Here is a 14,202-nt window from a genome sequence, read left to right on the forward strand (position 1 = left end):
CTCAAGAAACCTAAAACAAGAAATTTCCGTATATGAATGTATGCGAAAACTACTCTTACTCCTGCTTCTAACTATTTTGCCAACAACAATAGTTGCTCAAAAAATAGATAATATGGTTGCTTTTAGAACCATTAAAAGTGATTCCTACTTTCGATTCAACTATGAAAACGATTATTTTGCCTCCACAGATGAAAATTATACGCAAGGTTATAATTTAGAACTCGTATTGCCTGTTTTCAAAAAAAATCCAATCAACTATCTTTTTTATAAACCTGAAAATAGTATTATTAAATACGGTTTAGCACTAGAACATATTGGGTTTACGCCAGATGCTTACGAAAAAACTGAAATTCAGTATAACGATCGTCCTTTTGCTTCTGCCATAATGCTAAAAAGTTTTCTAATCGCAACAGATACCCTTCAAAAAAGTAGCTTTACTTCTTCCTTTAGTCTAGGAATAATCGGTCCAGGAGCTTTTGGAAAAGAAATGCAAGTCGGCATTCACGAAGCCACCGGAAATGTTATTCCACAAGGATGGCGCAATCAAATTAAAAATGACGCCGTTATCAATTATGAAATTGCTTATGAAAAACAACTTGTACGACTAAAAAATATATTTTCATTGCAAACTAAAACCACTTTAAAAGTTGGAACCTTGCATACCAATGCTTCCGTTGGATTAAATGCAACAATCGGTTTGATTAATAACGCGTTTAATTCCTCAAAAGATAAATTCAATTTCTATTTTTATACACAACCTGTTGTTAGTGTTATTGGATATGATGCTACTTTACAAGGTGGCATATTTAATAGAGAAAGCCCTTATGTAATTGTAAGTAATGACATCAACCGATTTACTGCCCAACATAATTATGGTTTTATTTTAAAAACGAAAACACTTTACTTTGAATATTCAAGAAGCAGCATCACTAGAGAATTTAAATATGGAACTGCTGCAAAATGGGGCGGCGTTAGAATTGGTTTTACCTTCTAAAATAAAATCACAAATAAAATCTTATTAACAATTCTTAAATTCCAAATGGCAAATCGTAAATAATACTTACTTTTGCAGTTCTTAAAATTACAATCCTTATGATTTATAAATTCCGAGCTATTCTCGATGCAGAAGAAGATATTTTTAGAGATATCGCTATAGAAAGTGACGCTACTTTAGAAGATTTACACAATGCTTTAATCAATGCTTTTGGCTTTGACGGATCAGAAGTTGGTGCGTTTTATACTTGCGGCAAAGACTGGGCTTGGCATGAAGAAGATGGAATTCCGATGTTTGACACAGGCGATATTCCAGGTGAAATCAAAACAATGGCCGAGTACAAATTAGACGATTTAGTACACGAACAAAACACCAAATTAGTTTATATCTACGATTTATTTTCAATGTGGACATTCTTCTTAGAATTAGCTGCAATTGAAGAGAAAATTCCGGGTGAAATCTATCCAACACTTTTGTTTTCGCACGGTGAATTACCAGACGAAGCAGGTCAAAGTGGATTAAGAGGCGATTTAACAAACGACGATATGTTTGGTGAATTTGAAGATGATTTAGACGAAGATGATTTAGATATGTTTGAAGGCGACGAAGGCTACGAAGACATGGGTTTTGAAGAAAACTACAACTAGTCCCCTAACCCGCAAAAGGGGAAATAAAAACTAACACGTCCCGTTCTCTTCCCCTTTGGGGAGGCTGGTTGGGGCAAATAATTTACAAAAATGATTAATCTATTTAATACTCATATTGAGAATTTATCCATTCACCGCGTTGGAAACAAAAGTAGAAACGAAGCCTTGTTTTTATCAGACAATCCGTATGGTTTGAATGATGAAATTATGCCTTTGTTAAAAGAATACTTCTTCAAATCGTTTAGAGAAAAAGAAGAAAACTACTATCAATTTGCACACGAAGTAGATTTAGAATATAACGATATGTATAATTTTGCAACGGAAGTGTTCAACAATCCGAGCGAGATTCATAATGTATCTAAAAAAATCACAAAACACCTTTTTGAACAATCGAATCATCCGCACATTAAAAACGGAGAAGTTTATGTAGCTTATTTATCACATGTTTCTATTGACAATAATGTGGTAGATGCGATTGGAATTTTCAAAAGTGAAGTACAAACTGATTTCTTACAATTTGAAGAAAACGGAAGCAACTTAGAAATGATTTTACAGCAAGGAATCAACTTAAGTAAATTAGATAAAGGTTGTTTAATCTTCAATTACAAAAAAGAAGAAGGGTATAAAATTCTAACGGTGGACAGTAATCGTTATGATGCACGTTATTGGTTAGAACATTTCCTAGCAGTCGATGCGTTTCAAGATGAAAACTTCATGACTAAGAAATATTTAAAATTCTGTCAAGAGTTTGCTAAAGAAGTAGTGCTTCCGGCCGAAGACAAACAACAAGAAGTTTTGTTTATGAACCGTGCCATCAATCACTTTGCTAAGAATGATGAGTTTGAAGAAACTGCTTTCTTGAATGAAGTAATGCAAAATCCGGAGTTTATTCCTGAATTTAAAAACTACAAGGTAGATAAAGGAGCAAAATATAGCATCGAAGACGTTTCTAGTTTCCCTATTGCAAATGCAGCTGTTACCGATGTGCGTCGTACTTTGAAAAATACGATTATTTTAGATACCAATATCCAAATCAAATTAGATTTTATCAATCCAGAAAGTGCGGAGAAATTTGTAGAAAAAGGTTGGGACGAAGAAAAACAAATGTATTATTACTTGGTTTACTTCAACAAAGAACAAAAATCATAAGTTACTGCTTATAAAAAATACCAAGCCTCAGCTATTCATTTAGTTGAGGCTTTTTTTTGAAAGAACTTTAACACAATATTTTGTTTAATCTTTTTACTTTATAATTAAACGTTTTGTACCTTTGATAAAAATATAAAGTATTATGGCAAAGAAAAAAGAAATTACCAAACAAGATATAGTAGGTTTCTACATTGATTATTATTTAGAAAATAACAAACAACCTGAATCAGTTTACAAATTCGCGAAGCATTATGGTTTTGAAGAACCGTTTTTTTACGCAACTTTTTCTTCATTTGAACAAATTGAGAAAACTTATTTCTCTTCAATATTTGAACAAACCATGTCCTTATTAGAAAAAAGCGAAGAGTTTTCAGGATACGATGCAAGAACAAAATTGTTAAGTTTCTATTTCACATATTTCGAAATGCTAACGGCAAACAGAAGTTTCACATTAGCACTTTTACAACAAGATAAAAACAAGTTGAAAAGCTTGGCGAAACTATCAGATTTCAGAAAACACTTCATCAACTTTTACAATGAACTAGAAATTGAGCGAATTGATTTAAAACAAGAGAAATTAGTTGAAATTCAAGAAAAAAGCATGAGTCAAATGGCTTGGTTCCAATTGCTTCTTACTTTAAAATTCTGGATGGACGATACTTCTCTATCTTTTGAAAAAACAGACATTTATATTGAGAAATCAGTTAATACAAGTTTTGACTTAATGGACATTGCTCCTTTAAAAAGTCTAATTGACTTCGGAAAATTTATGTGGAAAGAAAAAGTTTCGTTTAAAATGTAATACCCTTCAAACAAATAGTTTGAGAACAATATAGCTTTAAATTTAAAGTAAAAAAAATGAAAACAATAGACAGTATTCCTACTTCTAAAATTCAACGCGCTTCTAAACTGATTCAAACCGGTGCAAAAGTTGGGGTAAATTACCTGAAATATTACGGGGACAAACTTACCAAAACCGAAGAAGAAGCTAAAGAAAACCTGAACATCAACAACGCTGCTGATATTTATGACGGGTTGAAACAACTTAAGGGAAGTGCTTTGAAAGTTGCTCAAATGTTGAGTATGGACAAAAACATCTTGCCAAAAGCTTATGTGGAGAAATTCTCATTGGCTCAGTTTTCGGTGCCACCTTTGTCGCCGCCTTTAGTGAATAAAACGTTTAAGAAATATTTTGGCAAACCGCCACAAGAATTGTTTGACACCTTTAATTCTACTTCTGTAAACGCGGCAAGTATTGGTCAAGTGCATCAAGCGACTAAAGATGGTAAAAATTTAGCGGTTAAAATCCAATATCCGGGTGTTGCAGAAAGCATTAGTTCAGATTTGGCGATGGTGAAACCTATTGCTATTAAAATGTTTAATATTAGAGGAAAAGACTCGGACAAATACTTTAAAGAAGTTGAAGATAAATTGATTGAAGAAACCAATTACGTCATCGAAGTTAAGCAAAGTATCGAAATGGCCGAAGCTTGTAAACACATTCCAAACCTGATTTTTCCACAATACTATGCAGAATGGTCTTCGGATAAAATCATTACGATGGATTGGATGACGGGCGAACATTTGTCTGAATTCACCGCTTACAATACCGATAATGCCAAGTCAAATATCTTAGGACAAACGCTTTGGGATTTTTATATGTTCCAAATGCACAACCTTCGGAAAGTCCACGCAGATCCGCATCCTGGGAATTTCCTAATCACAAAAGACACCCAATTAGTGGCCTTAGATTTTGGATGCATCAAAGAAGTGCCAGACGATTTCTATATTCCGTATTTTGAATTGGCCGAAAAGAAAAATCTAGATAATCCCGTTTATTTCCAGTCGAAATTATACGAATTAGAGATTTTAAGAAAAGAAGACACCAAAGAAGAAGTAGAATTTTTCACCGAAATGTTTCACGAATTACTAAGTTTATTCGCCCGACCATTTCACGTAGAAGAATTTGATTTCTCAGACGACGGTTTCTTTGGCGAAATTGCCGATTTAGGCGAACGCTATTCAAAAAGCACCGAATTACGCAATATGAACGGTAACCGTGGCTCCAAACATTTCATTTACATCAACCGCACCTTCTTTGGTTTATACAATTTAATGCACGATTTAAAAGCCGACAAAGTCCAAATCAACAACTTTAGAAAGTACTAACTTTTTGCCCCATAATTACCTTAAGAATCCTCAACCAGCCATAGTTGAGGATTTTTTTTGTTTTATTTTTTGGGCGTGCCCTTTCAGGTGGAGCTCTTCGTTGCAATCTTTTTTTTAAAGAAAAAAAAAAAGGATTTCCACTGCGATCACTCACGCAATATTGTCCTAAATTGATAAATTGTTTGATGGTGATAATTTGTGCTGGAATTTAAATTCTTCTAACGTTATGCAGTTTTGCATTATTATTTCAAAATTTGTAGGAAATGGAGGATTTTTATTTACATTTGGGAAGAAGATAGATTTTTTTTAAAAAATTTTTTATGACAAATTTGGTGGTTAGTTAATGTTAACTAATTTACAATAAAGTTAGTTGATATTTTAAAATTATAGTATTAATGAATTTCGTAGACATATCAAACTTAAATATAACAACTGAACTAGAGGTATTAAAAAGAGACACTCAACGTTATAGTTCTTTCCTTTACCAACACAAAGGTGTTTTTTTTGCAGATAATAAGAGGATAGGAAATAATGATTCAGAAGAAGCAAAGACAAAATTTATTAATGTTTTAACAAAAGCGAAAGAAGAAAATGTTTCTCTAGTATTATCACCTGAATACTCCTGTCCAAAATCAGTAATAGATGACATAATAGCTAATCCAGAATTACAACCTTCACAACAAAAAATTTGGGCTCTAGGTGGTGAATCTCTCAACAAAGAAGAATTGAAATATTTTAAAGATTTACAAAATGTAAATATTCATATTCATTTTGAAAATTGTTATGATATTTCAGATAAAAATTATGTAGACCCTTTATACTATATTTTTAAAGGAAAGCATAATGGAGATGATAAACTGATAATATTAATTCAGTTCAAAACTAGTCATATGGGAGGCTTATGGAGTAGCCAAACAGAGCCGGACAATATAATTGAAGGAGATACTATTTATATTATCAAGAATAATAATCAATCAGTTAGACTGATGTCTTTTATATGTTCTGAAGCTATGAATTTTACCGCTCAATATGAGCCACAATTAATTCAACATCATAACTGGTTAGATTCACCTTACCTAATGTTGAGTCTTCAATTTAACCCCAATCCATCACATCCTAATTTCATTGCTTTTAAACAATTTGTGTTAAGTAATGAAAGAAGGGAATTAATTTCATTGAATTGGGGTTTTTCAACAACTATTTTTGGTAAGGGAGCTCTTTATGCAGAAAATAATGCTCCTAGAAGTGGTATATATTTCAAAACATCAGACACTGAATTAGATTATAAAAAGGATAAAATAATTAATAACCACAAGAAAGGACTATATTTTTTACAAATTAAGAGAGAAAAACGTGTTTATTTTTTAAATCGAGATATAGAATTATTTAAAATTCATAATAAATCTGTTCATATTATTGAAGGTGTAGATGAACAAAGAAGAAGAGAAGGACCTACTGTAAGTAATATATATTTATTGGATGATACTTTCAACATATTAGAAATTTTAGGAGATATACCTGATAATCATATTAGATTTTTGACTAAACAAGGAGTTTCAAACACGTATTTTCTAGATTCAACAAAATCAGTTATTGATAAAGAAATTCTTCTTAACATTTCGACTGGCAAAGTAAAACCTAAAGAAGGAAACAAATGGTCCGATATTATCAATCTAAATAGTTTTTCTCTAAATGAAGCAGATGAATGTAATAATAGGTTAACTTACCTAGAAGACACGTATGTTAATAGTGAAACTAATAGAAGTAATTATTGTTCAAGCATAATAGAATTAGATAACAATATTTTACCTAATAATTCTTTATATCCACATAGCTTAAAACGCTTTAAATATAAGGATTTGAAATTAGCTTTTTCTAATGATGCAAGTGATTATAGCTACCTTTATAATGTTGTTAATGAAAGTAATGAGATTCAAAAAGCTACAATTTGTTATTTGGGGTATGCATCAGATAGAGATATTGAGCATACTTTTGATGAATTACAAAAACTATTTGAAAAAGGCACTGTTGGAATCGATACCATTGTAGTTTATTACAAGCGAGGTAATTCAATCTTAGAAAAATCAATCCCAGACGCAGCAGCAATAACTAAAACACCAACAAATCATAATTCAATAACCGAATAAATTATGAATATTCAGCAAATAATAGATAAATCCCAAAACATCTTCCCTAATGGTCTAGAGCAGATAAATGATACTTTATATAAAGCAAAATACCAAATTACAGACAAAACTGCTGGTATATATTTTTTAAACTTTGAAAAAGAAATTACAGAAGATTATTTTGAAGAATTACAATATAAACATTTAGCAGAAGAATTCTATAATCAAGAAGAAACTCTTCAATGGAATATCTATTTGTTATTTGTAAATAGTAAGATTTCCGATGATTTGAAAATAAAAATTTTAAAGGATGATAAGTATGCTCGGAAATTAGTTTTTACTGATGCTGAATTTATTGATTATTTTAAACTTGAAAAATCAGTTAAAACAGAACTACCAAATATCTTATCTGAATGGAAAGATGAGTTAAACAAAGTGGGACTGCAAGAATTATATTCTACTGCATCTATAGAAGGTATTGTTAGAAATTTTCTTAATGATACAGCAAATGCCCCTAAAAAACGAGTAGATAAACCGCTAGGACATATTCCCAATATAAACAAGGTTAACTCAATAAGTTTAAAAGAGTCTTACAGACGATATCCTCAAGAAATTAGGGATTTCAATTTCGGTTCAGTAAACTTATTTACAGGCTCTAATGGAGTTGGAAAAACAAGTGTTTTGGAATCAATAGAATTAATTCTAACTGGTGATACGCAAAGGAACAAAGGTAAGTCTGAAATTTCAAATTCTATAACAGCTGTTTTGAATGACAGTATTTCTGATGAATATATTCATAATACTAAAAAGTATAAAGAAAGAGGAATAAAATGGTATAATAGACGAGAAAATGAACAAGGTAATCAAACATATAAATCCTTTAATCAATTTAATTTTTTTAATACGGATGCTGCACAACAATTCTCCAATGCAAACGAATGGGATACAATAAATGAGTCATTAAAAGAAATAGTTTTAGGAGAAGAATATACTACTTTAAAAGCTAAAATAGGAAAAGTATATGATAGGTTAAAATCGGAACTTAAAAAAACATCAGAAGTCTTAGATTACAAAAAGAATAATGTACAAATAAACAATAAAAGAATAAATGAATTAAAAATTGATAAAAACTTTGATGAACTTAAAGAAAATATCAAATATAATATTTCAAACTTAAAATACAGAAATCCAATTGATGAATCTAACTATTCATTTGCAAATCTGTTTATTAATGAATTAAACAATGAACTTGAATTTATTTTAAATAATACATCGTTTATTAATTACAATGCTTTTATAGAATTTAAAGAACAGTTTAAAACACGTGTCTCTTTAATAACCGTGAGGAAAAAAATATACAATGACAATAAAAATAAATTTAATAAATTTATTTCAGATAGATTAAAAAATGAAAATATTCTTGTAAAAGGAAACAGATTATTAAAATATATAAAAATTGATAGTAGTAATAATATTGAAGAGGTAGAACTTAATAATGAAAATTACAAAGTATTACTTCAAATAATTAATACTTTAAAAGATTTAACAGATTTACAATTTGATATTTATAATTTAAAAGAAGAAAAAAAAACTTTATCAGCTATAATACAGGAGAAAAAAGATTCTCTTAAAATTAAACAAGAATTATATATTTCACTAAAAATTGAAATAGAAACTTTACAAAGTAGTTTCAACCAAAATCAAAAGTTAATAAATCAACTTAGAAATTTAGGAAAAGAAATATTAAATCATAATTCACACAATAATAATTGTCCTCTATGTGAACAAGAAATATCCAAAGATTTATTATTATCTAAACTTGAAAATGAATTTTCAAATGATCAAGTCAAAAGACTTATAAATGAAAAAAACGAAAAAATTAGTAACTTATTAAAAGAAATTAATGCTTTTGAAACGGAAATAAAAAACTTAATTCATTATGATGCTGTTATTGCTAATTCATTCAAAGAATATGATAATTTAAGTATTGAATCAATTAATAAAACAATTGCAAAAACTTTGACGAAAGAAAAAGAGTTATTATCGCAAAAAGAGAAAAATGACAGTATAATGTCACAAATTAATTTAATTGAAGGTAGTATTTCAGAATATTCCAATTTGAAATCCGAATTATCATTAATTTATGAAGGTAAAGAAATTTCTAACAAACAGATTTTGGAAGAAATTATTACGAATTTAATTAATGAGATAGCCTCAAGTTATATTATATCTGCCAAAATAAAATCTGAAAACATTGATATTATAGAATATCTAAATAATGAATTAAAATTAAAAGATCATGAAGATAATATTGACAGAATTGAAGAAATTGTAAAATCCGATGAAACTCTAATAGAAACAATAAACTTTAGTTTTGATAAAATCAAACAATACATCAAAATACCAAATGATGAAAAAATTATTGACATATCAAAAGAATTATCACTGTTAAAAGAAAACTTAAATACATTAACTCAATTAGAAAATAGTCAAAATGAAATTAAAAAACTATTGAGTACTAATAGTGAAATAGAAATTTCAGTACCTTTAGATGAAACATTGAAAAACAGACTAAGTAAAGCCGTGCGAGTATTAAATAAATTAAGCGGTAATATTGAGGATTCTATATTACAGGAGTTTTTCGATACAAATTTAAATGAAATAAAGGATATTTTTAAAACGATACATTCACCTCAAGAGTTTACTGATATTAAGTTTATAAATAAGAAATTGGTTTTATTTAAAGATGATGACGATACAACTTATGAGATTTCACAAATTAGCACAGGTCAAAGAGGAGCTTTAGTGCTATCTATTTTTATAAGTTTAAATAGAAAATTACAGGATGGTCCACAAATATTAATCTTCGATGATCCTGTAACTTTTATAGATGACTTCAATGCTTTATCCTTTTTAGATTTCTTAAGATATTTTATTGTAAAAGAAAACAAGCAAATCTTCTTCGCAACGGCAAATAAAAAATTCGCAAGTCTTTTCAAAAAGAAATTTGATTTCTTAGGTGAAGATGAGTTTAAAGAATTTAAATTAGAAAGATAAAAACACCAACTAAATAGTGCTTATTAGAAAATTAAATATTTGGGTAAATTTATAATTCGCATAAAGGAAAATTTTTGAAGATTATTTGATTTTTTCAAAATCCGCTTCTTCAACAAGTACTAAAACGGGAAATATTATTTAGTTTAAAATCGTTAAATAAAATAATTAGCTGTAAATAAAAATCTACTTAAAAGTATAATTAATGCCACAAGAAACGAAATCCACCAAACTATCACCAATAACCAACGCATTATTTATCGGGTTCTTATTTGGCATTGTATTTTACAGCATTGCAAAAAATACTTGGGGTTTGTTTACGTTAATTCCATTGTTTATCGCTTACAAATTAATAAAGAATTCTAAAAATAGATAGTTGTTAAAACCTCTACTCCAAATAAAAAACCATGAAAATATTGAAAAACTTTTCTTTACTACTACTTTTTGCAATGGTTGTAAACCTTTTTTCTTGCAGATCAATTCCTGAAAATGCGGTAGCAGTTAAAACTTTTGAAAAAGAAAAATACCTTGGCAAATGGTATGAAATTGCTCGCCTTGATTTCAAATTTGAAAAAGATTTAAATAATACGACTGCAGAATATTCGCTAAGAGAAGATGGAAAAATTAAAGTCGTTAATAAAGGATACAACACAAAAAAAGAGAAGTGGTCACAAGCGATAGGAAAAGCTAAATTTGTGGGTGCTGAAAATGTGGCAATGCTTAAAGTTTCTTTCTTTGGCCCTTTCTATTCGGGATATAATGTAATCGCAATTGACGAAAATTACAACTATGCTTTGGTCGCTGGAAAGAACAAAAAATTCTTATGGATTTTAGCAAGAGAAACAACTATTCCTGAAGATATTAAACAAAACTATTTAAAAATTGCTCAAAATATTGGCTACAATACAAACGATCTTTTATGGATTGAACATAATAATCAGAAGTAAGCGCATATTTTTAATTTTTCCGCTGTACTAATACCTAAACGCCTTCGGTTAATTATTAAAGCGAATAAAGAAAAATATTTGGAAAAGTTATCCATCAGAAGTAACTCAAAAGCTATGTCTCAACTTCGGGCAATCGGCACAATTGCAAAAACTTGATTGCAAGTATATCTTCAACGAAATCTAACAGCTTTTTAATTTTAAAAATGGCTTTTTTTATACGGCAAAAGAATTATAAAGTTTCGAGCCATTTTCGTTCATCAAATAGTGAAGAGTTTACAAAAAAATTCGCATTAAAAAATGGTAAACCAATACCTTTTTTACTATATCTTCGTTTTATAAAAAGTGGGCTTTCTTAAAAACCACAAGTCGGCAAGCAAGAATTCGTTAGCGTAATTAGTATTGAAAAAAGAATAAGATGAATAAAGAACTTTGGGATAAGATAACAGCATTTGATTTTGATAAACCTTACACCGAATACGGGTTTTCTATTCGGTTAGCAAATGAGAATTATTGGACAAAGGAATTTACAGCACTTGCTCTTTTAGAATACAAAAAATTCATGTATTTGGCCGCAACGTCAGAATTTATGGTTTCGCCTTCTGCAATTGTAGATACGGTTTGGCACCAACATTTAATTTTCACGCAGTCGTATCAAGAGTTTTGCACGTTGCTTAAAAAGCAAATCCAACATATTCCTTCAACCCATAACAGAGAAGACTTCGAGAAGTTTAAAGAAGCGAAAATAAAAACAAATACGCTTTATTCGGCTATTTTTGGGCAACAGCCTACAACCATTTGGGAATGCAACGATATGTTTGAAAGCTTAAATTTGGTCAAAGCCAAAATAAATATTCGAACGTTTACCATCTTTGGTATTCTGGTGTGTATCTTATTGACGGTTCCGGCTTATTTTGTGCTAGAACCTTTGTATGTGAAAATCAATAATCCTGATTTCATCTTCGGTTATATTTTCTTAGCGGTTGCTGCATTTATAGGTCTTGAAATATACAATCGTTTGACACTAAATACCATCGCGCAAGCATTTGACAAAAAATCATTCATATTCAACCTCACTCCTTTTGAACTTATTTATTTAAAAACACAAAAAACTTCAAATGTTATCCATGGAACGGTTAATGAATTAATAGCGAATAAAACAATTCATGTCAACAGCGATAAATCAATAGAACTTTCTGCTGTTCAGAAAATTACATCAGATGAGCAACTTCAAACCGTGAAAAGTTTACAAGATATTAATCAAACCTTTTATCCTACTTTATCAAAACTACTGCTTCAAAAACCCATATTTGGAAACATCAGCAATTGTATGGATGCTTTTCAAAAACATTGCGCTAAATCACAGAAATTCGCGAATCTCTTTTATACGAACTTTTCGGTTTTAGCACTACTAGTAATGCTTGGATTCCTTAGAGCAACAATCGGATTTTCAAGAGATAAAGCCGTTACTCAAATTATATTTGCCTGCATAATTTTGACCATTATAGCAGTTATTTCCCTAATACGATTAACGAAACTTATGGGTACAAAGACAATTCCGGAACTATACAGAAATCAAATTCTGACGAAACAACAAATTGCGGACAACTGGCAATGGACTTATTTTCTGTTAGGCGCTTCTGTATTATCAACCTCCTTTGCTCCTCTTGCAAGTTACACGGACAGCAGTTTTAGCAGTGGCAGTTCTTGCGGTAGTTCCTGTGGAGGTGGCGGAAGCAGTTGTGGAAGTTCATGCGGCGGTTGTGGTGGTGATTAATAGAAACAGCCAAATTTATAACTAAGCCAAGCAACAGGACGTTATACCAAAGTAAAACGGAAATTTAAATCAACAAGTCTTCAATGAAAACTATAATTAACTTTATAATTACGCTGCTTTTTGTAATTCCAACAATTGGTAACGCCCAACTTTGTATCATTTACGATAAAGATGGCGCAACCAATGTGCGGGAAGAAGCAAGTATTCGTTCCAAAGTAATTGGTAAGTTGTTTGAAGGACAAGTTTTTGCGATTTCAAGTTACATAGAGGCAGAGGTGAACCAATCTAAAGAATGGATTGCAGTTAATTTTCCACTAGAAAAAAATGCAAAAGAGAAGAAATTCCTAAAATTTGACGGAGAAGAAAAAGTAGGTTTCGTACACAAAAGCAGATTGGTTGAATTAGACGAGTTACCCGTTTTTGAGCGAATTAAAGAGCAAAAGAATAAAGCAATTCATGCGTTTAACGAAGTTCAAATTACAATTGAAACACAAACTTTTAATGACGCAAATCACAAAATAGTTCGAGATAAATACGGCTCTTACTTAATTGATGGTGAAGTAGCTTATACTTATAGTGAAGGCACAAATATTGAAATTAAAAGTATTTCGATGCAATCAAAAAATGAAACCTTTGTAATTCCAAACACCGCCTTTAAAAACTTATTTATGGTCGATGCTTCCCGGACTGAGGTTTATATTGGTAAAAAAAATGAATATTATATTGTTTTTAGCGCCGCTGATGGTTCTCAGAGCTATAATATTATTTACTGTTTGAAAGATAATCAGCTGTTTTCAATGACCGTAACTTCAGTAATTCCTTAAAGAAATCGCTAGCAGAACGTTTTAATGAGCACCACTTATCCAAATCCCTGGGACTTCAAAAATACGTACAAGAAACTTGCTTCGGCAACTGCGCTTCATCAGGTTGTTTATTACGATTTAAATGAAATTGGAATGAGCGGTCCACTCGGTGGAAAATGTTTTATTGAAAATAGTAAAGGACTGAAAATCAAACTTAATTATTGGTGCGCGGGTCCGCCCGTGTGGGAAACATCCGGAAAGTTAGTCGCCATCCCCATCTGGACAAATCATGAATTTAAAGGAATTATCCAACATATAGGACTTTTCAATATAGAAACATCCGTATTAAAAATATTTTCTAAAAGTTTCACCCTACTCGATTTACGTTCTTTTGAGCAAGGAATAATTCAAGGTTTTGACAGTCCGCTTTATAAGACAAAAACAGTTAATTTTGACATCGAAAGCGAACGCATTAGCCAGATAATCAGTTTAAAACAATAATTTCCCAAGAACAACAATACGAATTTAACTTTTCTTTA

The 14,202-nt window shown here is 30.4% G+C and carries 11 protein-coding genes; all 11 read left to right on the top strand.

Annotated features, from left to right (window positions below):
- Positions 1 to 40 precede the first annotated feature (40 nt).
- The 11 genes from ACFSX9_RS04890 to ACFSX9_RS04940 all read left to right on the top strand — a co-directional run bounded on the left by ACFSX9_RS04890 (position 41) and on the right by ACFSX9_RS04940 (position 14,164).
- Positions 41 to 994 carry a lipid A deacylase LpxR family protein gene (locus tag ACFSX9_RS04890; protein WP_379805145.1) on the top strand — a complete coding sequence of 318 codons (954 nt, stop codon included), beginning with the start codon at positions 41 to 43 and terminating at the stop codon, positions 992 to 994.
- A gap of 98 nt (positions 995 to 1,092) precedes the next feature.
- A complete protein-coding gene (locus tag ACFSX9_RS04895; RefSeq protein ID WP_379805147.1) occupies positions 1,093 to 1,641 on the top strand; it encodes an IS1096 element passenger TnpR family protein in 549 nt (182 codons plus the stop codon).
- A gap of 90 nt (positions 1,642 to 1,731) precedes the next feature.
- Positions 1,732 to 2,790, top strand: a complete 1,059-nt coding sequence (locus ACFSX9_RS04900; protein ID WP_379805149.1) for a nucleoid-associated protein — start codon at positions 1,732 to 1,734, stop codon at positions 2,788 to 2,790.
- Between the two features lie 142 nt (positions 2,791 to 2,932).
- Positions 2,933 to 3,592: a TetR family transcriptional regulator C-terminal domain-containing protein gene (locus ACFSX9_RS04905; protein ID WP_379805151.1), complete on the top strand. Its 660-nt coding sequence runs from the start codon at positions 2,933 to 2,935 to the stop codon at positions 3,590 to 3,592.
- Positions 3,593 to 3,648: 56 nt separating this feature from the next.
- The gene (locus tag ACFSX9_RS04910; protein ID WP_379805154.1) at positions 3,649 to 4,959 is read left to right on the top strand and encodes an ABC1 kinase family protein; all 1,311 of its coding nucleotides are present in this window, start codon (positions 3,649 to 3,651) and stop codon (positions 4,957 to 4,959) included.
- Between the two features lie 395 nt (positions 4,960 to 5,354).
- Entirely contained in the window at positions 5,355 to 7,106 is a 1,752-nt protein-coding gene (locus ACFSX9_RS04915; protein ID WP_379805156.1) for a hypothetical protein, read from the top strand.
- A gap of 3 nt (positions 7,107 to 7,109) precedes the next feature.
- A complete protein-coding gene (locus tag ACFSX9_RS04920; protein ID WP_379805159.1) occupies positions 7,110 to 10,142 on the top strand; it encodes an AAA family ATPase in 3,033 nt (1,010 codons plus the stop codon).
- A gap of 404 nt (positions 10,143 to 10,546) precedes the next feature.
- Positions 10,547 to 11,086, top strand: coding sequence for a lipocalin family protein (locus ACFSX9_RS04925; protein ID WP_379805162.1), 540 nt, complete (start codon positions 10,547 to 10,549; stop codon positions 11,084 to 11,086).
- 415 nt (positions 11,087 to 11,501) lie between these two features.
- Positions 11,502 to 12,860, top strand: a complete 1,359-nt coding sequence (locus tag ACFSX9_RS04930; RefSeq protein WP_379805164.1) for a glycine-rich domain-containing protein — start codon at positions 11,502 to 11,504, stop codon at positions 12,858 to 12,860.
- An 83-nt stretch (positions 12,861 to 12,943) separates the two neighbouring features.
- Positions 12,944 to 13,684, top strand: a complete 741-nt coding sequence (locus ACFSX9_RS04935; protein ID WP_379805166.1) for a hypothetical protein — start codon at positions 12,944 to 12,946, stop codon at positions 13,682 to 13,684.
- A gap of 24 nt (positions 13,685 to 13,708) precedes the next feature.
- Positions 13,709 to 14,164, top strand: coding sequence for a hypothetical protein (locus ACFSX9_RS04940; protein WP_379805168.1), 456 nt, complete (start codon positions 13,709 to 13,711; stop codon positions 14,162 to 14,164).
- Positions 14,165 to 14,202 lie beyond the last annotated feature (38 nt).

Source organism: Flavobacterium ardleyense, from assembly GCF_042686085.1.
Classification (GTDB): domain Bacteria; phylum Bacteroidota; class Bacteroidia; order Flavobacteriales; family Flavobacteriaceae; genus Flavobacterium; species Flavobacterium ardleyense.

Coding starts and splice junctions, on each gene's coding strand:
- ACFSX9_RS04890 (WP_379805145.1), top strand. CDS start 41: ATGCGAAAACTACTCTTACTCCTGCTTCTAACTATTTTGCCAACAACA.
- ACFSX9_RS04895 (WP_379805147.1), top strand. CDS start 1,093: ATGATTTATAAATTCCGAGCTATTCTCGATGCAGAAGAAGATATTTTT.
- ACFSX9_RS04900 (WP_379805149.1), top strand. CDS start 1,732: ATGATTAATCTATTTAATACTCATATTGAGAATTTATCCATTCACCGC.
- ACFSX9_RS04905 (WP_379805151.1), top strand. CDS start 2,933: ATGGCAAAGAAAAAAGAAATTACCAAACAAGATATAGTAGGTTTCTAC.
- ACFSX9_RS04910 (WP_379805154.1), top strand. CDS start 3,649: ATGAAAACAATAGACAGTATTCCTACTTCTAAAATTCAACGCGCTTCT.
- ACFSX9_RS04915 (WP_379805156.1), top strand. CDS start 5,355: ATGAATTTCGTAGACATATCAAACTTAAATATAACAACTGAACTAGAG.
- ACFSX9_RS04920 (WP_379805159.1), top strand. CDS start 7,110: ATGAATATTCAGCAAATAATAGATAAATCCCAAAACATCTTCCCTAAT.
- ACFSX9_RS04925 (WP_379805162.1), top strand. CDS start 10,547: ATGAAAATATTGAAAAACTTTTCTTTACTACTACTTTTTGCAATGGTT.
- ACFSX9_RS04930 (WP_379805164.1), top strand. CDS start 11,502: ATGAATAAAGAACTTTGGGATAAGATAACAGCATTTGATTTTGATAAA.
- ACFSX9_RS04935 (WP_379805166.1), top strand. CDS start 12,944: ATGAAAACTATAATTAACTTTATAATTACGCTGCTTTTTGTAATTCCA.
- ACFSX9_RS04940 (WP_379805168.1), top strand. CDS start 13,709: ATGAGCACCACTTATCCAAATCCCTGGGACTTCAAAAATACGTACAAG.